Source organism: Arcicella aurantiaca (assembly GCF_003148625.1).
Classification (GTDB): domain Bacteria; phylum Bacteroidota; class Bacteroidia; order Cytophagales; family Spirosomataceae; genus Arcicella; species Arcicella aurantiaca.
In genome coordinates, this window is record NZ_QGGO01000034.1 from 1 (window position 1) to 21864 (window position 21864).

11 protein-coding genes are annotated in these 21864 nt (G+C 34.2%); 3 read left to right on the plus strand and 8 right to left on the minus strand.

Features of this window, described 5'->3' with window-relative positions:
* The 4 genes from LV89_RS21355 to LV89_RS21370 all read right to left on the minus strand — a co-directional run.
* Window positions 1-3275, minus strand: a 3275-nt coding sequence (locus LV89_RS21355; protein WP_211321251.1) for a DUF8202 domain-containing protein, incomplete at its 3' end; no start/stop codon positions are given.
* A gap of 866 nt (window positions 3276-4141) precedes the next feature.
* The gene (locus LV89_RS21360) at window positions 4142-6265 is read right to left on the minus strand and encodes an ATP-binding protein (protein WP_109744965.1); all 2124 of its coding nucleotides are present in this window, start codon (window positions 6263-6265) and stop codon (window positions 4142-4144) included.
* A gap of 596 nt (window positions 6266-6861) precedes the next feature.
* Window positions 6862-7719 (minus strand): helix-turn-helix transcriptional regulator, encoded by an 858-nt coding sequence (locus tag LV89_RS21365; RefSeq protein WP_109744966.1) that lies wholly within the window; start codon window positions 7717-7719, stop codon window positions 6862-6864.
* Between the two features lie 699 nt (window positions 7720-8418).
* Window positions 8419-9141, minus strand: coding sequence for a LytR/AlgR family response regulator transcription factor (locus LV89_RS21370; RefSeq protein WP_109744967.1), 723 nt, complete (start codon window positions 9139-9141; stop codon window positions 8419-8421).
* 558 nt (window positions 9142-9699) lie between these two features.
* Here LV89_RS21370 and LV89_RS21375 point away from each other — a divergent pair.
* The gene (locus LV89_RS21375; protein WP_109744968.1) at window positions 9700-10881 is read left to right on the plus strand and encodes an ATP-binding protein; all 1182 of its coding nucleotides are present in this window, start codon (window positions 9700-9702) and stop codon (window positions 10879-10881) included.
* A gap of 547 nt (window positions 10882-11428) precedes the next feature.
* Here LV89_RS21375 and LV89_RS21380 read toward each other — a convergent pair.
* From LV89_RS21380 to LV89_RS21390, 3 genes are all read right to left on the minus strand, one after another.
* Window positions 11429-12745: an MFS transporter gene (locus LV89_RS21380; protein ID WP_109745008.1), complete on the minus strand. Its 1317-nt coding sequence runs from the start codon at window positions 12743-12745 to the stop codon at window positions 11429-11431.
* A 47-nt stretch (window positions 12746-12792) separates the two neighbouring features.
* Entirely contained in the window at window positions 12793-13830 is a 1038-nt protein-coding gene (locus LV89_RS21385; protein ID WP_109744969.1) for an AraC family transcriptional regulator, read from the minus strand.
* Between the two features lie 281 nt (window positions 13831-14111).
* Entirely contained in the window at window positions 14112-17306 is a 3195-nt protein-coding gene (locus LV89_RS21390) for a TonB-dependent receptor (protein WP_109744970.1), read from the minus strand.
* 498 nt (window positions 17307-17804) lie between these two features.
* Between LV89_RS21390 and LV89_RS21395 the strand changes: the two genes are divergently transcribed.
* Complete coding sequence (locus tag LV89_RS21395) at window positions 17805-18818, plus strand: zinc-dependent alcohol dehydrogenase (protein ID WP_109744971.1); 1014 nt, start codon at window positions 17805-17807, stop codon at window positions 18816-18818.
* Window positions 18815-20626 (plus strand): bifunctional sugar phosphate isomerase/epimerase/4-hydroxyphenylpyruvate dioxygenase family protein, encoded by a 1812-nt coding sequence (locus LV89_RS21400; protein WP_109744972.1) that lies wholly within the window; start codon window positions 18815-18817, stop codon window positions 20624-20626. Before LV89_RS21395 ends, LV89_RS21400 begins: the two co-directional genes overlap by 4 nt.
* 317 nt (window positions 20627-20943) lie before the next feature.
* On the opposite strand, the gene LV89_RS21405 is transcribed toward LV89_RS21400, so the two are convergent.
* Window positions 20944-21864: a ParB N-terminal domain-containing protein gene (locus LV89_RS21405; protein WP_109744973.1), complete on the minus strand. Its 921-nt coding sequence runs from the start codon at window positions 21862-21864 to the stop codon at window positions 20944-20946.

Sequence of the window (21864 nt, forward strand, 5' to 3'; positions counted from 1 at the left end):
AAATACTGATACGCTGGTGAACCTGTTGGTGCTACGCAACCTGCATCTCCAGAACCATTCGTATAATTATAAGGTTGTGTTCCACCGATAGGGTTCAACTCTGTTCCAGCATTTCCACTATCATTACCGCCCGCACTTGGTATTCTTGGAGACGGTGTACTGACACATAAACTTATTGTTACCATTACTGAATCTGCTCCACCTGTGCCGAAACATCCACTTACTTTATCTCTATACAAAGCATAATATTTGCCCGCCCCTACATTCAGATTACTTAAAGTATCTGTTGGAGAGTTTGGTGTTTTTCTTGTGCTCCAAACTAAATTTGTGCCTGCTGGTTTTGTACCTGTGTTGGTCATTGTAGCAAGATTCACAGTTATAGCTGGGCATGTATTTGTTGCAGTTGTCTGTGTAATTACTGGTACGGCTGTACCTGCTGTACAAGGCGGGCAAGGTGCCAGTGTAATTTCGTTGGTTTTTTGTGAGGCCTCTTCTGCACAATCAGAGTTAGGGTCTGCCGAAATAGTCGATTTCATTACAAATGTACTGTCTGATGTATTTGTACGTACCTGATAAGCAAACGTTGATGTACCCGTTGGAATAGACATACCCGTAATTTCTAAAAACTCTAATCCGTCATAGCTTGATTGACCGTCTGGCAATGCTATTGTACCACCTAAAGTTGTACTTACGCTACTACCTACCATCGTAAATTTACCTTCTAAGGCTGTCTTAAACTCGACACCTGTAATTGCAGCACCTGTTGTATTATTTACTGTAACCGTAAAGGTCAATACCTCGTTTTGTTTGTAGCATGTTTTATCTACTGTATGCGAGATAGTTGGTACTGGGGCTGGTTGAGCCGAAGTACTTGACCATGTGTTATTATTACCACAGTTACTTTGAATAGCTCCTACGGTACCACCATTTACAGTAATTGATGCTTTATTAGCATAACCTGCACTTCCTGTATTCGTAAATTTGGCACTTGCAAATACACTTATTTCCATTCCTGGTGGAATTGTAATGCTTGTTACCGATAAATTGGTTGTTCCTGCATACGCATTTGTTGTACCACCATAAGTACCTGCTTCATAGCCATCAGTTATCCAAGCCATGCCTGCTGGCAATACATCGGTTAGATTAACTACTTTGGCTACGACGCAACTTAGATTTTTAAGTTTATACTCAAAACGAAGATTTTCACACGTTTTCTTTGCTGTTACGCCATCTGCTATCAGTCTTTTGAATATAACATCGTCATCGTTCATTGCACAAACGTCGTCTACTTCAGGGCAAATAAATTGAACATTACCTATGCCTATTCTTTGGAAACGATTGCCGGTTCCGCCTTTGGTTGATTTCCAAATGATTTCTATTTTATTTACGGCTCTGTCAAAATAAACGTTTAGTTTGCCTCGCTTATCGAAATAGCCAGACCACTTGCTGTTACCTGTTGCCACATTACCCGAAATAGTAAATGTTTTGTGTGCCTCATCAACAGCTGTAAGAATTGGCATAATGAGCGTAGTGCCGCAATACCCTTTAATCTCTACTATATCTTTACAGTCAACCGCCCAGCGGTCTATGGCATTAATATCGAACTTCACCTTTGATGCTTTATCCATCGTAAATACCCCGGTATATGCTCCACCATTGGGTGTACCTGTTGGTGTAAGATTATCCCACCTATCTAACAAAAGCGTTTTTCCATATCTTATCGGGCGAACACCTTTTGCAAACTCAACTCCTTGTGGGTCATTGAAAATCATGCTTAGGTTTTGACCTGTTCCGAGTGTTCTCGTTACAGCTGTATTCGATGCCGTTGGAATTGGCCAAAATGGTGCTTTGTCCCATTCTAATGTAGTAGAACTATACGCACATTTAGGACAAACACCTGCACCTCTCACACCACCAAACGTAAAATACTCTCCGTTCTTTAATTTAACTGTAAATGTAGCGGTAGTACCGTCATCATTCATAGTACCATCAATCTTACGGTATGTGCCTGCTCCGAAAGTTGGCGAACTACCAATTATAATATATGGCTGGTCGTTGATACCAGAAGCTGCGAAATCCATTTTTAGAATTACACCACCTACTGAATTGATATTGGCTACTTTCCATACGGTGCTTAATTTTACTGAGTTGGCAATGCTTCCGCATGATAAAGCAAAGGTTGTGTATAAAGACAAGGGTTGCCCGTTATCACCTACCATCAATGATTGCCCATCTACCAATGATACTGTACGAGAAGCATCTTGATTGCTGGATACAAAATCATTTTGTAAAGCCATTTTCAATACGCCACCTGCATCTGTGCTTTGGCTTACCTTTTGGTTTAAGGCTGACGCATCGTCTCTGGCAATACCAAAAACATTGCTACCATAATCTTGTGTGGCTGGCCACATAATTGACCCCGAACTATTGAGATAGTTCGTTGCTTTATCCATCGTTATACCATATTTAAGAGCAATATAAGACTGTGCTTTCTGTAACTCTACATTGGTTAGCACTCTGTTATATACAATTACTTCAGGTATATCTCCTACAAAAGGCTCCGCAATGCCATCGGGTTTTTGAGCACCGACTGAAAAATTCCCCGTAAACCCTCCTGCAGGAAAAGTTCCATCGGTGATAGGTGGTAGGTACATATTTTGCAAGCCATTAAAACCAATCTGACGCACACCAGCAGTACCTGCCAGATTAGCATGTGTACTATACCCAACTGTAAATTTCCCCTCTAATAAAGTAGGGTGATAAGTTGCAACATGAGATGTTGCTTCAACATACGACAGGTATTTATCCCCATTAATGTGGTCACTGGGATAATCCGCTCCCCCTCCAAACGAAACAAGTGTGTGATATAACGCAGTTGTTCTTGTACATTGGAACGCATTGATGAGCGTCATTGGGTTTGTTGTTGCAGGTATAATTAAGTTTGCCTTCGTATTACCAATAGATTCTGAACCAGTAAACCTAACAACTGGGTTAAAGTTCCTTGCATTTTCATGATAGAAAGGTTGCCAATTAGCATTGGTTTGAACTACATGAAAGCCGAGACCACTTTTGTCTTGCCAACTTGATATTGACCCACCTTGGGTTGTGGTATTAGTACCATCATTGGCTTTCAACCAAAGCCTCAGCCCTGTTGTAACCCCACCGGGGGCTTGGGCATTTGCTTGTTGTCCTACTACTATCATAGCCACCAGTATAAACACGGTTTGCAACCAACGTGCTATTAGACTTGTTTGTTTTTGAAAATGTGTTTTCATTTATTGTTTATTTATTATTGGTCAATTTCTTTGTAATACCTTGTCAAAAATCTTTTTAAAAAATAATTATTAATTACACTGTTTATTAATCAATACCTTAATTACTTTTCAAAGTGGATTATATAAGTGGGAATTACCTCTATCGACCTAATACTTAAATCCAAACTGAACGACGGTCTTCTCTACTTATTGGTAATAAAATAGCAAGTTTCAATCCTCTATATTTTATAAAAAGGTGCAGTACTTATCATTTTAGTTTTATTTGGGTTAATTGACTTATTATGGGCTGGTATGCCAAAGAAAAACAGGTTGTTTTGGCACAAAATCAAGCCATTTTGGACACTGAATTTGAACGCTCGCTCTGATTGCATTTATAATGCCATTTTGTTTTTCCAAAAGGTTTTTCCCTTATCAATTTGGTCTTACTGAAGATTGATTATTTTATTTTTTTCTAAAACCCCATAGCAGTATAATCAGCTATCATTAACCCTTTGCATTGCTAATTTTAAGACATGGTATAAAGAGAAAAGTCTTTGTACAAAATGGTCTTTCACTTACCATTTTAGTTTAAGTAGGGACGACCGTAGTTCGGTCTGGGCTTTAGATAGGATTTAGGATTATCATGAGCGAATTATCAATGGCTTATGATATGTAGTTTAAGGGGTTGGGGTTAGCTGAATAGGTTAGCTGAGTGTATCCATAATTACGATTAAAGACCAATTCGTCAAGGTTACGCACCCATCTAAATCAATCGTAATAATCTTGAAGAATAACTTAATGCTATTAGGGGTTAGTATCATCATGAGTCATTGATAATCAAGCTCATGATAATACTAACCCCTAAATCTCAACACCTACTTATGAGGTCATTTACGATAAGGATTAATTAAAAGATTAAAAATAGTTCCTTGCGTGTTGTCGCTTGTTACGAAAAGAGAAGAGTTATTTTTTTTTGCGAATTGGCTCATCAAAATTATGCCTAAACCTAATCCGTTTACCCCTACTTCTGGTTTTTGTTTTTCATCAAATACTTCTTGAATAAAATTAACCTTTTGAGCAGGAATGAGGTCTCCAGAGTTGGTTACACGTATCACAACTTGATTATTGACTTGTAGTTTTTTTACTTCAATACCAATTTTACCATTTGCAGGAGTATTTGTTTTGGCATTGTCTATCATATTTCTAATGATAATAATTATAGACTTTGAACTGGTATATAATTGAACATCATCTTGAATCTCTATTGATATAGTAATATTTTTGGTTTCAATAGCAGCCTTGTACAATAAAATTAATTCATTTACTAATAACGAAATATCCACTTGTTGTGGGGCTAAGTCCATTTCAAATGAATTTGACGTTCCCCAATCAATGGTGTTGTCTAATAAAATAGCGGTATGACAACTAATCCACTCAATCTGATTGGCAACTTTATTTAAGTCGTTCAATCTATTATTCTTTATCAAATACCCAAGCACTTTTCCTATATCATTGAGCGAGTTGATAGAGCCACGAAGGTCATGAGTTAAAATTGTGTAAAATTGATTTCGGAAAGAGTTTCTTCTTTTTTCATTGATAAATTGTCGTCTCAATATAAATAATAATATAAAGGTCAATGCCAATAAAAGCGTACCGAATACGATATACAAAGTCAGTGTTTTGTTTTGCTCAAACATCGCTTCAGACTTTGCCGTGGCAATTCGTTTCTCATTATTTAATTTACTTACCTTGAGTTTATCTTGACTTAACTTTAAATCATTTTTATATTTCAACACTTCAATATCTCGCTCTTTAATTTTTAGGTCGTGTTGGAGTTCTCTTTGATTAAGCGTTGCTAATTTCTTCTCATTGGCAAGGTTTTGAGCTTCAATCTCAAATTTTTCATAATTATATCTATACTGTATTTGCAATAAAGCCTTTCTGCTTGATTCTTCTGCATCAAGACGTTGATAATAAAAAATACTATCTACTAAAGTATTACCCATTTTGGTATCATTTAGGCGTAATGCTAATTGCCGTTGACAATTTAGAATTTCAATTAAACGGAAATACTTTGTTTCTGTAAAAGCAGGAAAATAAAAATTATCTGGAATTTTTCTAAAAGCCACTTTGGCGAGGTTAAATTCTTTGTTGGCTAAATCAAACTGATTCATATTCAAGTAATTGAAACCTAACTGAAAATGAATTTTTGAAAGCATGAAATAATTGTTCTCTGGTGTTTTGCGTAATATTTTGTTATTTATCTCAACCGATTTTTTATGGTTGTTTATCGTCGTAAAAAACCTACCTTCCATAAACTTAACCCAATTAAAGGCATAAGATAATTCTGGATTGCTATTAAAGGTTTTCAAGATGTCTGACACTAATTTATAAAGATAGACAGAGTTGCCCTTCGTTTGTAAAGCGATTTGTTCATTACTCAGAGTAGTCACTAAATACAATATATTATCGTGTGGGTCTTGAGTTTTTGCGATAAGTTTTTGAGCTTTAGACAGATAATACTTTGCCAATTCTTTTTTCTCAATAACGGAGAAGTTTAAAGAAATTAAACTTTGATAACAAAGAATACTCACCTGAGCAGATAAATCATTCAAGATTTCACTTTCTCTGAATGCTTCCGATAAATACGTGAGAGCTTCATCATTTTTTGAGAGGGAGTTCAGATATAAACCTCTTTGAAATTTACCAAAAGTTATTCCTAAACGATGGTTTAATTTTTTACTTACAAATTCTATTTCTTGTAAATGTCTAAAACTTTCATTGCTTGCTTTCCATAGATATGACATTTCAGCTTTGACCAGATTTTTAAGCCTTACCTCGTTGATTGTTGGATTAACAACCAACCATTTTTCTAAACTATCTACGTTGTCTTCTGCGTGCATATCTTTAAAGGTGTATTTCTGTGCATACCCTTGACAAGAAATAAGTAGAAGAAAAAGAGCTAATATATTTTGATTAATAGCTCTATTTTTGGCGGTAAAATAGCTCATTAATATTAAAGTAAATTTCTGAATTAGTTTATGTTATACGATGAAGCTGTTTAAACTTTCGCTACCAATTGCCTATTATTTAAAGATGTCTTCATTATTTTTCAACGTAGCTCTGCTATATGTCAAAAATTCGCTTCGACCTCTTTAAAAATAAACAAATTTTCAAAAGATACCGAAAGTTTAAACAGCTTCAAAATATAATACTCCTGATTCCATAAAACACTTTCGCAGGAAGTCTAATAATCAGATAGGGGTTTGTGTAAAAAATTAAGTCAGCCCAATTATTACACAAACCCACTAAATGATTACCTACAATGTTTGATTATGCTGATTATTAAAAGCAACATAATGCTTTCGCTTGCGGAACATTATAGAAGAAATAAAAATGGTTAGGTAAAGCAATCGTATAAATTTAAACAAGTTTACTATTTTATTTTTTTACAATCAATTGAAAATTAGATATATATAATACAAAACCATAAACAAGAAACCTTTTTTAAGTTAATGATTTTGAATAAATAATGTTCTATTTTTAGACGTTTTGCATAGGATATTTTACTTCTTCATTCCTTGGGGTAGCCACTGCTTTAAGTATTCTAATTTTTAGAGAAAAATTCACTTGGAGGATATTGAAATTTATGTTTAAATAATCTGGTAAATCCAGAAGGATGATTAAATCCAATTTTATAAGATACCTGAGATATTGAAAGTTCTCCTGCTTGTAGCAATTCTCTGGCAAGAATTAATTTTCTTCCTAAAATATATTGATGAGGGCTTTCATTAAATTCTTTTTGAAATAATAGCTTGAATTTACTTACACTCATACCTGTCATAATTGCCATTGATTGCACTGTTGGGCAAGTTTTATAAAGTTCAGCTTCTACTTTTCGCATTACATTTTTTATTTTTCTTATTTCTAATGATTGCGATTTGAAAGTATCGTTTTCACCCAAAATAACGCCAAAATATTTTAACAAATCATAGATAAATAAGGTATAATACGACTGTAAAAATTGTTGCTTAAAAGTTGAATTTGAATATTCTCGTTCAAATGATAAAAACTTAGATGAAAATGTTCCGAAGTCAGCAGAGAATTCATTTCTCATTTTCTTGAGTAATTCTTCTATATTCTTATCGTCAAATTCTTGTAATAATGGAATACATGATTTTAAATAACTGATACTTATTACGACACATATACAGATGGAGTTGTTGGTATAAAGTTCTACAAACAAATAACTACCATGTATATAATTTAAAATATAGTTACTTAGTAATTTGAGTTGTGATAAATCCTCTGACAAAATACAAAAATGAGAGGCATTACTCCCAAAATCATAAATTCTGGAGTCTGCATGGATAATAAGATTAATGTCAATAGAGTCTTTACTTGCATTACCCTGCAATACTTGACATCTATAATTAACGGGTACTATTTTAAGATTACTTGTCATATTTTAATAATTAGCTCTATTGATAAGCTTAATAACTGAGAGCAAATATTTAAAATATTTAAGTTTTCTTCTTTGCACAAAAGCCATATTGGTACATATCAGTCTTATTTTGGGTGATAAAGAAGTGTTTTTAGTTTTTTTTGAAGGTTAATCAACTTTGCAAATGAGCTAATTTGTTAAAAATTAGTTTGTATTTGAATAGCTTACGTCAGCTTGATTAATAGCGAGTTTCAACTCATTTCTACAACTATTTACATAGAAAAAGCCACCCTGCTAAGTCATGACATTAGAAGGGTGGCTAAAATATTTAGAACTTAAAATTCAAGCCGCCTGCATTGAAAATTAAATTATAAACATAATTTCTAAATAGGAGAAAAAAACTATTTTTTTTGTTTCTAAAATAATAGTCCAAAGCTACAATAGCTGCTTAAAATTATATTTTGATTTTATCATTAACGTACATAAACTACTCATAAAGGGGGGTAACTGGCTTAAAATTCAATTTTACCACAAAATCAATAAATAGAGGTTGGGATTTGGAGATTAGGATTTAGTAATACGACAAATTTGACTATCAATGGTTTTAAGGCAGCACTTTATCTTGCCTTATTACTTAATCGTGTAACATTTAGGTTTACCATAAGCCATTGATATTCAAGCTCATGTAAATCCTAAATCCCAACCCCTACCAAATAGGTATTAGGTAATTATTGTTGTTAAATTTTTCTTGAAACTTTTGCCAATAGGTAATGTAATTCCCCTGTTGAGCATCAAAAAAGTAGAAGAAAGCGACTCAATATATTTTATGTTTATCGCAAATTTATGATGTATCCTCACGAAAGAATCGTCATTAATATCTTCTAAAATTTTGGTCATTGATTTTTTTTGAATGTACTTTCGGTTAATTGAATGAATAAAACAATAATTACCATCAGCTTCTAAATACATTATTTCATCAAAAGCTAATTTTTCAATACTATTGGTATTACCTTTTAGAAATAAGTGCTTTTTGTTGAGTAGCAAACTTGCCTGTTCTTTACTAAAATCATTAATGACATTTTCTATGGTAGATTGTAGTGTCAATTTGTGAAAAGGCTTAATTAGATAATGAACATCTCCGTGCATTTTAGCTTGTTGATATACCTCAGAGTCAGGCGATTGTGTAATCAATATCACAGGAATATTACTATTGCCTAATTTTTTCAGCAATTCAATACCAACGGCAGTTTTATTATTGAAAATATCTGATATAATTAAATCTATCGTATTCTTTTGGACAAACTCCAATAGCAAATCTAATTCTTCAAACATTCCAATGAGTTTAAAATTATATTTATTGGAAGAAAACTCTGATATCATAATCTCTATTTTGATACGATCAATAGGATCATCTTCTAATATCACAATATTTATTTCATTCATAACTAAGTAAAACAGTGACGATTTAAGAATTACGATTTAAGAACGCTTCGCCGTAGCGATTACAATTTACGATTACCATATATTTGATTACCAATCATTGATAATCATGTTTATGGTGGTACTAAATTACAATCCTACTTATAATACAGCAAAACTGTTTAACAATAGACTTCCTGCGAAAGTGTTTTAAGCAGTCCATTAAAAACACAAATTAAGCTATAATTATTGAATTCTACTTTGACACATTAAATAAGAAGCGGTTTAAACTTTTGGAAAGTTCCTAAAAGGGAAACCCAAAATGGAATTGTTTGGGGACGTTAGACGGTAAATATCCAAAGCCCATCTTTATTTTTCGGAATTATGTAGAATTGGGCGGAATAGTCCTCAACTACCCCCTGACAGCGGATGTCCGTCAAATAGTGTATCGTTCCAAATAGAATTAAGCAGTTCTTAGCGGTAATTTATTGGCGATAATAAGTATATTTTATTAGATTGACGAAGAAAAAAAATACAATTATTCAAGTATATTTGAATTAAAATTTAACATTTACTTGAATAATGATACAAAGAGCGTTGATTTCTGAAATTCCAAGACTATTATCATACTTTCCTGCATTGGGTTTAGTTGGGCCAAGACAAGTGGGGAAAACCACTTTGGTAAAGTCGCTTTCTGAGCAATTCACGAAGCCCATTTTGTATTTAGATTTGGAAAATCTAAATGATTATACGCTTTTGGAAAATGACCCGCAATGGTTTTTGGAACAACATTCTGATAAAATTGTGGTAATTGATGAAGTACAAAGAATGCTATCATTATTTCCATTGTTGAGGTCTTTGATTGACCAAAATCCAGAGGGAGGAAGATTTATTTTATTAGGTTCGGCTTCACCTGCTTTGCTTGCTCAAAGTTCGGAGACGTTGGCAGGGCGAATTGTGTATAGAGAACTCACTCCCATTAGAAGAGACGAAGCCCAAACGGCACAGATTGGCTTAGAATCTCATTGGTTTCGAGGTGGATTTCCTAAAGCATTATTAGCCCCAGACGAAACACTTTGGTACGACTGGCAAGAGGCTTTTATGAAAACGTATGTAGAAAGTGATTTACGATTGTTGGGTTTGAAGGCTTCTCCGATTGTTTTACAAAAATTATTGAGAATGCTTACCACAGTACAAGGTTCGACTCTGAATTATGCTAATTTGGGTAATTCAATGGGGATTTCTGGTAATACATTACAAGGTTATATTGATTATTTGGAACATTCTTTTGTAGTAAGACGACTTGCTCCTTATTTCGTAAACGTGGGAAAAAGGTTAGTTAAAAGCCCAAAACTCTATTTTAGAGATTCGGGAATGTTACATTATTTAGTTAATCTAAGCGATTATGATTCGCTCATTTCAAATGTCATTGCGGGGCATTCTTGGGAGGGCTATGTGATAGAGCAAATTATTGGACGTTTATCGGGTAATATTCAACCCTATTATTACCGTACTCAAAATGGAGCAGAAATAGATTTGTGCCTTTTAAGAGGAAATGAAATGATTGCTTCTTTTGAGATTAAATTATCCAATAATCCATCGTCAAGTAAAGGTAATACAGAGGCTATTCAGGATTTGAAGACGGAGCATAATTTTATTGTAACGCCTTCATCCAAAAGTTATAAAGCCAATCTACATTGGCAAGTATGTAGTTTAGACGCTTTGTGGGAATATTTAAGACCGTTGAAAGTTTTAAAAGAATGAAAACCATTAGACTTCCTGCGAAAGTGTTTTAAGTCGTAAAACAACAGCTTTTCGGCTACAAATAGCGAAAATTTTTCAACCGTAGCTCTGCTATATGTCAAACATTCGCTTCGACCTCTTTAAAAATAAACAAATTTTCAAAAGATACCCTAAGTTTAAACAGCTTCAGTATATAATTATCTAAATTAGAGATTGATTATTTATACTTTGATTAGCAAACAACAGTATTATACTTTTAATCCTTTTATTTTATTTATTTTACCAAATCTCAAAACCACTTTGGGTGTCCAATTAAACGTGCGTTTGATTGGACTGAGGAATTTATAAGTACTATCTGAAAATTAGCTTTTTCTCGGTTTTGGTATTGAAGCTGTCTAAAAGTATTTTTCATCAAATAAAATTTTGCTTTAACTGAGCGTCAGACGCTTCCATCTTCACTTCTATCTGTTGAGCAACCCCTCTCGGCATGAAATGAAATAGCTTTATGATGATTTTAAACTTTTTGGACAGCCTCATTAACTCAGAAGCTGTTTAACTATCTCAATGCCTAATTGACATTTTTTGATTTTAAACTAAAAACACATAAACCTGTCACCAAAAGAGGAATTGAAAATAAACTAAATAATGTAGCGGTACTAATGCCGACATCTGATAGAATTCCAAATAAAGTTGGTCCTAATATTGCCCCAAAACGCCCAACGCCAACCGAAAAGCCAACACCCGTTGTTCTTATTTCAGTATCATAAACTCTCGACATTGTTGGATACATTCCATTGAAACCTCCCTGTACAAAGATGCCGATAAAGAAAATCATTATAAAAATTAAGGTAGTTGTTAACGAAATATTGCCGTAAATAAGCATTACCACAAATGCACACAACATAAAACCCAATACTGTTTTTTTCAAACCCAATTTATTAGCTACCAAACCTAATGAAGCCGTACCAATGGCAGCTCCTGCATTAAGAGCTATACCCACGTAGGTTGCCATTTCAAAAGGTAATCCTGCATCTTTTGCAATATTTGGCACCCAACTCATAAGGGTATAAAGTGTAAGAAAACCGAAGAAAATAGCAATCCAAAGTTTAAAAGTAGAGTCTTTGTATGCAGGCGAAAAAAGAACAGACACGGGGGTATTACTAACCGATACAGGCTTTGGAGGCAGCGAGTTAATACCTGTTTGTCCCATTTTATCCAATAATATATTAATATCATTTTGGGCATTTTCAGGTTGTTGCTTTGCCAAAAACGCTAAAGAATCTGTCATATAAATAATTACTCCAACAAGCATTAAAAAAGAAACTCCTCCTGCAAAAAGGAAGGCAAATCTCCATCCAAAAGCTGGAATTGCATAGGCACAGAAAAAACCTGTGAAGATAGCCCCAACAGGCCAACCTGCTTGCACTAACCCTACATTAAAATCTCTATTTTTATTATTTGAAAACTCCGAGGCTGTTGCTGCCATTGTTGGTAAAATTCCCCCAATTCCTAAACCCGTAAGTAATCTTAATAAAAGTAATAAGCCATAACTATGGCAAAAAAACACCAATAGCATTCCAGAGGTGATAAGGGTGAGAGCTATAATAAAAACTTTTCGTCTTCCGATTTTATCGCCTAACGGAGCTAAAAAGAAAGCTCCTAAAGTCATGCCTATTAAACCTGCACTAAAAATATAGCCTAATTCTGTTTTTGAAAGCCCCCATTCCTTTGAAATTTCTGTTCCAGAAAACGATACCACCAAAACATCTATGCCATCATTCATATTTAGAATAAAACATATTGCTACAATGATTATCTGAAAGGTACTCATTGGGCTATTGTCAATGAGATTTTTAAATTGTACTTGTAAAGATTCGTATGTCATGCTTTTAAAGTTTTTCAGACACAAGCCTGTTTTAAACAAAATGCTCATTAATAATTAAGAGCAACCAAGTGTTGAGGTTGTTCTAAAAGGTAATTTTTTTCTCTAAATTTTGTAGGAGAAATACCAGTTTGTTTTTTATAAAATCGGCAAAAATAGCTTACATCTTTAAATTCTAATTGATAAGCAATTTCAGAAATGGTCATATCTGTATGCGTCATCAGTATCATTGCTTCATTAATTAAATAGTTACAGATGACCTGTTTCGTTGACTCTCCTGCAATGGTTTGACAAACTCTATTGAGATGTGTTTTACTGATACCTAAATCTTTTGTAAAGTCATCAATATTTTTGTTGGTAGGCACAGTCTTTTTAATCATTTTCATGAAATCCTTGTAATACGCCAGTTCACGAGTAGAAGCAATATATTCTTTTTCGGACTCGATGGTCATTCTGAAAATTTTAATTAAAAGTAATAATAAAAGAGTATCCAAAAACAAGGCTTCTTTTTCGGCTTGTAAGGATAGTTCTTTATTCATTCTTCTGATAGAATCCATGGCGTCGTTAAATTCTTCAAAATTATTGTTCATATTAAGTAACCGAACTCGATTAATTTCAAAGAGCAATTCTTTGTCCTGACCCGTAATTTTATCAATAATGGCAGAAGAAACCGAAAGCGTAAAGCCCTTAATATCATCACTGAATTGGAATCCGTGAAGATTATTTTCGGGCATAATTATCAGATTTTGTCCTGAAAACTTCTTTGATTTTTCATTAATAATTAAAGTTCCTGAGCCTGATTCTATAAAGAAAAACTGATAAAGATTACTATGGAAATGAGGTTTTATTTCCCAATTATATTTTCTACAACTGTAATCTATTGCCACTAAATTAAGGAAATCAGCAGAAACTGTTGATTGTTCTCTGCCATATAATCCAAAGTTTTTGATTTCAAATTTCATTCTATCTAAGTAGGGATTAAGATTTAAGGTTAAAGGCTTAGTATTATCATGAGCTTGATTAATAGCGAGAGCCAGCACTAACCCGAAGCATCTGTCTGCCCAACAACTAAATCCTAAACCTCTCATTATACAAATTCTTAGTTTATGTAATGAGTAAAATCAGAGCGTTTTTTAGGTAAAAAATTGGGCAGTTCATTGAACTACCCAATAATAACCATCTATTCAAGTTGTACTAATTTTATTACTTAATGACTCAAAGAATGAAATATACGGAGTATGTCTTTCCTCGAATTGCTTTGTATGAAACTGTTTAAAACACTAATGTGGCTGATTTAAAGAATGCGAAAATTAAATCAGCCATTCTCCGATGGATTAAGTCGGAGTGTACATTAGGTTTTAGCAAGAAATTAGAAATCAAGTTTTAAACCCAATTGGATACTGTATGGAGACCCCCCACGGATATATCCACCTTGTGTTTTATCTACATTATATTTGCTATTGGCTGCGTCCCAAGAAAACAAGTTGATAAAACGTCCTGCTGAATAATCATCTCCAGACGAGTTAATGTTTTGATAATATCCTGCTGTGTAGCTAAACATATTTAGGATATTGAACATATCAGCTCTTACAGTAAGACCATATTTTCCAACATTGATTCTTTTCGATAAACTTGCACTTGTTTGGTACATCCAAGGATAAACTCCTTGATAAACACCAGATATTTGTCCCTGACTTTGATTGATTACGTCTCTTACTTCTTGAGCAACGTTAGCCAATGCTGTTTGATATTCTTGTGTTTGAGTAGGAATATAAGCCAAGTCTCTGTCAGTAGCATTGTTTGGATTTCCAGTTGCTACGATGTTAAATCTTCTTTGATGAGCTGCTGTAAAGTTGAAACCTAAGCTAAAACCTTTAATTTGTGGAGAAGCCACTACTAACACAATTTTATCCCCTACCCCATTTTGGTATGAATTGTTATAAGAACCTTTATAACGGTCATAATAATTAGCACCAACATATTCAGCATCGTCAAATGTACCCCCAGCGTGATAGGTAGTTGCACCACTTCCACGAGCAGTAGTATATGAGAAATTAATTAAACCATCTTTTCCAATTTTAGCAGCAAGGTCTAATTGCAAAGCTGCATAAGAAGAATTCCAGTCTGCATTCGTATGCACAATTACATCAGCTAAAGCAGTATTGGCTACTCCCATTACTTCTCTACCATCAACAGGATTAGTACCCGTAATTTTCTTATTAGCATTTACCCAATAAGTATCGTTGAAACCAACATTATAAAAACCTGTAATAGTTGCCTTGAAACGGTCGCCGAAGAAACGAGTATAACTTGTGTTAAATCTTAAAGCAGTTGGCATTTTAAAATTAGGGTCAAGCATAATAATATTCGCAGCAGAGTTTGGTACTTTCTCTCCTGTTGGATTTATACGTGCTGAAAGCCAAGTTTTAGGGTCAGCAAAATTGCCCGCACCAACATTAGCCATAATATCAGCATTATTAGTATAATCTACACGCTTAGTAGTTACGCCATCGTTATAATATGTTTGGGTAACGGGCTGAGTAGAAATTGGAGAAGCAAACAAGCCACCACCTATTTTAAAGATATTCGTTTTATCTCCTGTGATGTCCCATGTCAAGTTAAAACGTGGTTGAATTACACTTGAATTTAACCCTGCTGTATTATCTAATTTGTTTCCGTGCCATAACAAGCCCGAATTCAACAAAGTTGTATTTTGAGTTGGAGTACCACCAAATTGTTTCCATAAATCCCAACGTAAACCAGCTTCAACTTTTACATTTTCACCAATATTAAAAGCTGCTTCTGCATAAACGCCTAATTCTGCTAAATTCCAGCTTTGTAATTCTTTCAAATTAAGAGAGTTAGACACCAACTGACGATAAAACGATGGTTTGTCATTATTCAAATCAGCAATATTATTATAAACTACTACTGGAGCTGTCCAGTGTGCCAAACGCTCTTGTTGGAAATAGATTTGATTATTAGTACCAAAAGTCCAAGTAACACCATTATCTGCATTATAAGTTACATCATCAATAATTTGGAAGTTATTAGTACGCATCAATTCTGGAACCCATGTCAATTGCCCAAATGCGATAGTTCCCCCCGTTAAGCCATTAGCACCAGGAATACCCACATACACACGTGGTTCTTGCGTAACGCCTTTTGGATTATTGGCACGGTCGGAGGTAATATATTGAACAATTAATTTATTTAATACACTATTACTTACCGTAGTACGTAAATCAGCGGTAATTCTATGTTCCAAATTCAAGAAAGAATAGTTGCCTGAGTTTGTTCCCCATACTCTATTTGAAGGTAAAACTGGCGTACTCAAACTAAGAGCATTACCCGAGTTTCCTTCATTTGTTAAATCGTATCTCAAATAATTATAACGAATAGCGAATGTATTTTTACTGTTAATATTCCAATCCAATCTTCCAAAAAAGTTCGTTGTTGTAGCATCTTTTACTAAGTTGCCAACGCCATCTCCTACATTATATCCTTTTGCTTTAGCTGCACTAATCACAGCTTTGGCGTCTGCTTCATTATAACCATAAAATGTATTAGCTTCAGAAGTACCACCTGCAAATGTACTATTGTTATAGTCAAGGAATAATTGAGAACGTGGGTCTGTTAAAGGAGACGTTTTGTACTGGTCAAATACCCCAAAGAAAAACAATTTATCTTTAATGATTGGTCCACTCAAACTAATTCCATATTGTCCTTGAGTTGGTACTGAAGAAAGCGGAGCTCCAACGGCACTTTTATCTTGAGATAATGCACCACCTCCAGCATAATACCAAGCACCACCATGCAGCACATTTGTACCAGACTTCGTTACTGCCTTTACTACGCCACCGCTATTTCTACCATTTTTAACACTGTAATCGTTGGTTTCAACTTCAAATTCACGGATTGCCTCCTGCGAAATAGTAAAAGCAGCTCCATCGAGCGTAGAACCAAACATCATTCTACGTGTGTTTGCACCATCAACTGTAAACCCTCCAGTTCCACCTTTTCCACCCGCTAAGGTAAATCCTCCTAAATTTCGTTGACCAACTTCTGGCGTGTAAGATTGCCCCGATAAGAAAGCTAATTGCTCGAAATTTCGAGTCGGCGTTGGAATAACCGAAATTGTTTTACCTGTAATAGCTAAAGCACTTCCCAACCTATCTGTTCTTGCTTTCATGCTATTGGCTAAAATAACAACCTCTGCTAATTCCTTTCCTTCTTTAAGCTTAAAATCAAGCGTGATATGGTCACTTAAATTAAGGTTAATACCCTCTTGTTGTTGCCCTTGATAACCTATGAAAGTTACCGTTATCTTATAAGGTCCTCCTAAAGGCAGTTCCCTAAAATCGTAAGTTCCATTTTCACTGGCAGCAACCCCAGTTTTAAAACCCGTTGAAGTATTAATAAGCATGATGTTTGCCCCAGCTAAAGGGCCATCGCTACCTAAGATTTTTCCAGAAATTCTGGCATTTGTTCCTTGTCCAAAAATACTATTGGTTGCCAATAATATTAATCCAAGAAACCACAATTGAGAAGTAAATTTTTTCATTCTTTCTTGACAGATTAATTTTTAGAAATGGTTATTACAGTTAAAAAAAGGGATTTACATTTAGTGATTTGGTAATTTTTACTTTAGTCTGTGTTTGAAATGATAGTGTTTAATCAAGGTGATAAATTATTGCCATCTTTATATCGTACAATTTTTTATTTATTTTTTTCAATACAAATTTAAAATAAGTAAATCCTAATGAAAGTCATATTGGCTGTATTGTACCATACTTTTCACCAAAAGTACCATGCCGTACCGCCTTTACACTTTGAAGTATTAATGCTCTATTATTTTGAAAAAAAAATCTCAAAATTTTAATTTATTTATCCATGTGTAAAAAATCACTTTTTGAATTTTCAAAAAAAATCAGCAAATAACATTATGGTATTTTCAAGAAATTATGTGGTACTTTTTAACCATTATTATGCTAACTAATGGTTTTTAGACCCATCTTTGTCAAAAATATATATTGGTAAAAAACCATTAAATAATAGGATTATGTTAGGAGCTTTTTTAGAAAAACCAAATAAAATATCATTGAAAGAGGTAAATATTCCTGAGCCAGCTTATGGAGAAGTTAGAATTAGGCTTTCAAAAATTGGTATTTGTGGCTCGGATGTACATCTTTACTTAGGACATAGAACTTTAGACAAACCAACCATTATAGGGCATGAAGGGTTAGGGTATATTGACAAAATAGGTGAAGGCGTAACCAACCGAGAAATAGGTGAACGCATTGTTATTGAACCTAATATTCCATGTAGAAAATGTCATTACTGTATGAGTGGGCATGGTAATATTTGTACAAATAAGCGGGTTATTGGCTTAAATGAGAACGGTGCTTTTGCAGAATATATGATAATTCCTGCTGATTTTGCGTGGAAAGTACCAAGTGCTATCTCCGACGATGATGCTGTTTGTATTGAACCTACTGCCGTGGCAGTTCATGCTTTATTCTCGGCAAAAGTTAAACCGGGAGACTCCATCGCTGTAATAGGTTTAGGAGCAATCGGATTATTAGTAACCCAATTGGCGTTGGCATTGGGTTATAAAGTTTTTGTAACTGAAATTAACGAAAGTAAGATTAAAATGGCTACCCAATTGGGAGCAATTGCCTTAACCCCAACAGGAGATTTAGAGGCTCAGATAGAAATTTTGTCAAATACATGGGAAAGTAATACAGTAATGGCAATTTTTGAATGTGCTGGAGCTGCTCATACGGCATCTTTGGCAACTGCGGCGGCTCCAAGAGGTTCTGAAATTGTGTTGGTTGGTCTTTCATCAAATTTGGCTACATTCAAACCCTTAAAAATTGCCAGAGAAGGAATCACCATCGTTCCAAGTATTATTTATGACCACCCGTTCGACTTTAAAAGAACTTTGCAACTAATTGATTCAAAAGTCATTAAACCAAGTTTTATCATTTCGAGTTATTCTAAATTAGACAATTTGCAAAATGCTTTAGATTTAGCCGCAAAAGGTGATGAAAGTAAAATAATTGTAGAAATATGAAACACTCTATCGCTTCTGTTTCGCTCTCTGGAACTCTCATCGAAAAAATAAAGGCTGTCGCAAAGGCGGGTTATGATGGAATAGAGTTATTTGAAAATGACCTCTTAGTTGCGAATATTAGCCCCCTTGAAGTCAATAAAATTACGACTGACTTGGGACTTGAAATAGTTGGTTTACAGCCTTTTAGGGACTATGAAGCGATGCCAGAACCTTACAAATCACGAAGTTTGGAGCGAGCAAAACATAAATTTGATTTAATGCACGCTTTGGGTACTAAAAAACTGTTTATTTGTAGTAATACCTCTATTCATACTATCAACAGTCTTGATAAAGCCGCTGAAGACCTTTTTGATATTGCCGAGATTGCCAAACAACATGATTTTGAGATTGGTTATGAAGCACTTTCATGGGGGCGTTTCGTGAATACCTATCACCAATCTGTTGAGATTGTCAAAAGAGCAAATCACGCTAATCTGGGAAATATTTTAGATAATTTTCATATATCTGCACTCAAATCTACTTTCGAGGATATTTATACTATTCCAAAAGACAAATTTACGATTGTACAAGTGGCAGATGCCCCAAATTTTGATATGGGAGCCATGCACTTAGGGCGGCATTATCGTTCTTTTCCGGGGCAAGGCTCATTTCCAGTTGTAGAATTTATCAAAGCTGTTCAGGCTACTGGTTATGATGGATATTTATCTCACGAGATTTTTAGTGACGAATTCCGTTCTTCACAAATTGACCCTGTGGCACTTGATGGAAAACGCTCTTTGATTTGGTTAGAGTCTATCAGTAAGCATAAAAAAGAAAGTCAAATTAATCTAAAATCCATTGAATTTCTTGAATTTGCAACCAATGATTTTTGTCAAAATGATTTGGTGAAAATGTTAGTTAATTTAGGTTTTGTAGAAACGTTTCGCCACAAAATTAAAAATGTAAGCATATATCAATTGGGAGGCGTCAATATTGTACTTAATCGGCAAAGTGAAGTACAAAATGTACAGCAAAATACAGTTTGTGCGGTTGGATTTGCTACCGAAAATAAACAAAAAATAGAAAATTGGACTCATAAATTAGGCTATTGCTGGGAAAAAAGCAAAGCCAGTATCTATGAATTGGATATTCCTGCTGCAAAAGGAATTGGCAATATTTTATATTATTTTATTGATGAAAAAGACCTCGAAAAAGAATTTTATCGCATAGAGTTTAATAATATAGCCACTACTAAAATTGATAATGGTATTACCGTTTTTGACCATATCGGGCATTCTGTTAGTGCCGACTTTTATTTATCAAATACCTTATTTTATCGGGCATTATTGGGGCTTGATATTGAGGAATCTCTTGAAATATTAGACCCAAGAGGAATTGTTTATAGTAGAGTGGCAAAAAATACAAATGAAAATATTAGAATTTCGTTGAGTTCTACCCGAAGCCAAGGCACTTCCATTGATAAATTTGTGGCACAAACAGGTGCAGGAATCCAACAAATAGCTTTACAAACACAAGATATTTTTTTGACTGCCCAAAGTATTAAAAACCATGATTTAATACTTTCAATTCCTTCAAATTATTATGACGATTTAAGAGCTAAAACGCAACTTTCAGAAGAAATAATTCAAAAAATGAAACAATTTAATATACTCTATGACCGTCAGGAATCAGGAGAGTTTTTTCATTTTTATTGTACCGAAATAAATGGTTTATTTATAGAAATTGTTCAAAGAAAGGGATTATACAACCGTTACGGAGAAGTAAATTCGCAAGTACGCCTTGCAGCTCAAGAACGTGAAAGACAATAATTTTGAGTATTAAATGATAGGTTTTATTTAACGGGTTTATATCAAGACCATCGCTTGACAATGATTCAAGGGAATTTCACCACTTACATAAACTACTATTAATCAAAACATTACAACACAACCAAGCATTAGTAAAGCACTGATTCTTTACAGATACATTTTATATTTCCTACGCAAGTGTTTGAAGTCATAAAACACTTGCGTAGGAAATATAATAAAAGCCTACATCGTAATTTCAGAGTCCTGTGTATTTAAGTAAGTATGGCTTGGTATTTACTTCCCTTGTATCTATTCTAAGATACATTCCATGAGTCAAATTAGGAAATGTACGTAGCCATTTTAGCTATAATAGCTTGTAGTTCATCTAAATACACTCTATCTTTAAATTTATAGAGTTTTTTTGCGGTTTGCATGAGCATTGTTGCATCACTTTCAAAAGATTCTACCTTTGGTTCAACAGACCTAATTATCGATTCGGGTAATGAATCTTCTACCATTGATAACAATTCTTCGATACTCTCAATGGGTTTCTCTATCGTCTCTTTTTTAGCAATTGTTTGTATTAAACTTTTAGGCACTTTTTGTTTCCCTGTAAGAACTTCATCTCTAAAAGTCTTCTCAAATTTTGATATTCCTTTGGCATATTCTGCATCTCGTTTGATGGTAGAACGACCTACATTATATTCTCCTGCCAACTTTTCAGCAGTATCAATTCCTGAGTTTTGACCATAAGGTTCACTTTGGACCTTATGGTTTTCTCGGTCATATTTTCCTTTTTCGTTCTTTTCATTCAAGAATCTTAAACCCCTAAAATAGGAGATTTGTTCTGGTCTAAGATTCCTCCTACCAAGCTGTAAATCAATCATATAGTCCTTTACTTCTTGTAGCCCCGAAAAGTTTAAAAGCTGTACATTAAAGGAAATATTATTTTTTTTACATATATCAAAACGATTATGTCCATCAATTAAAACGTAAATAGGTTCATCTGGACTTTCACTATTTTCTGTGATACTCCCTTTAGATGTTTCCCAAAGTGATAAAGCGTCACGACAACCATTTTTCAAAATATTAGTCTCCAATTGACCATATTCGTCTTGGCCCAAGGGCGGAATTAAATCCCGTAATTCGTCAATAACAACAATATTATTTTTTACATTTTCATTGCTAATGAGTTTATTACCTGCAAAGGTTTCTTTGGTTTTGCTGGCAATCATCGCCCCAATGTTCATTTTAGCCAT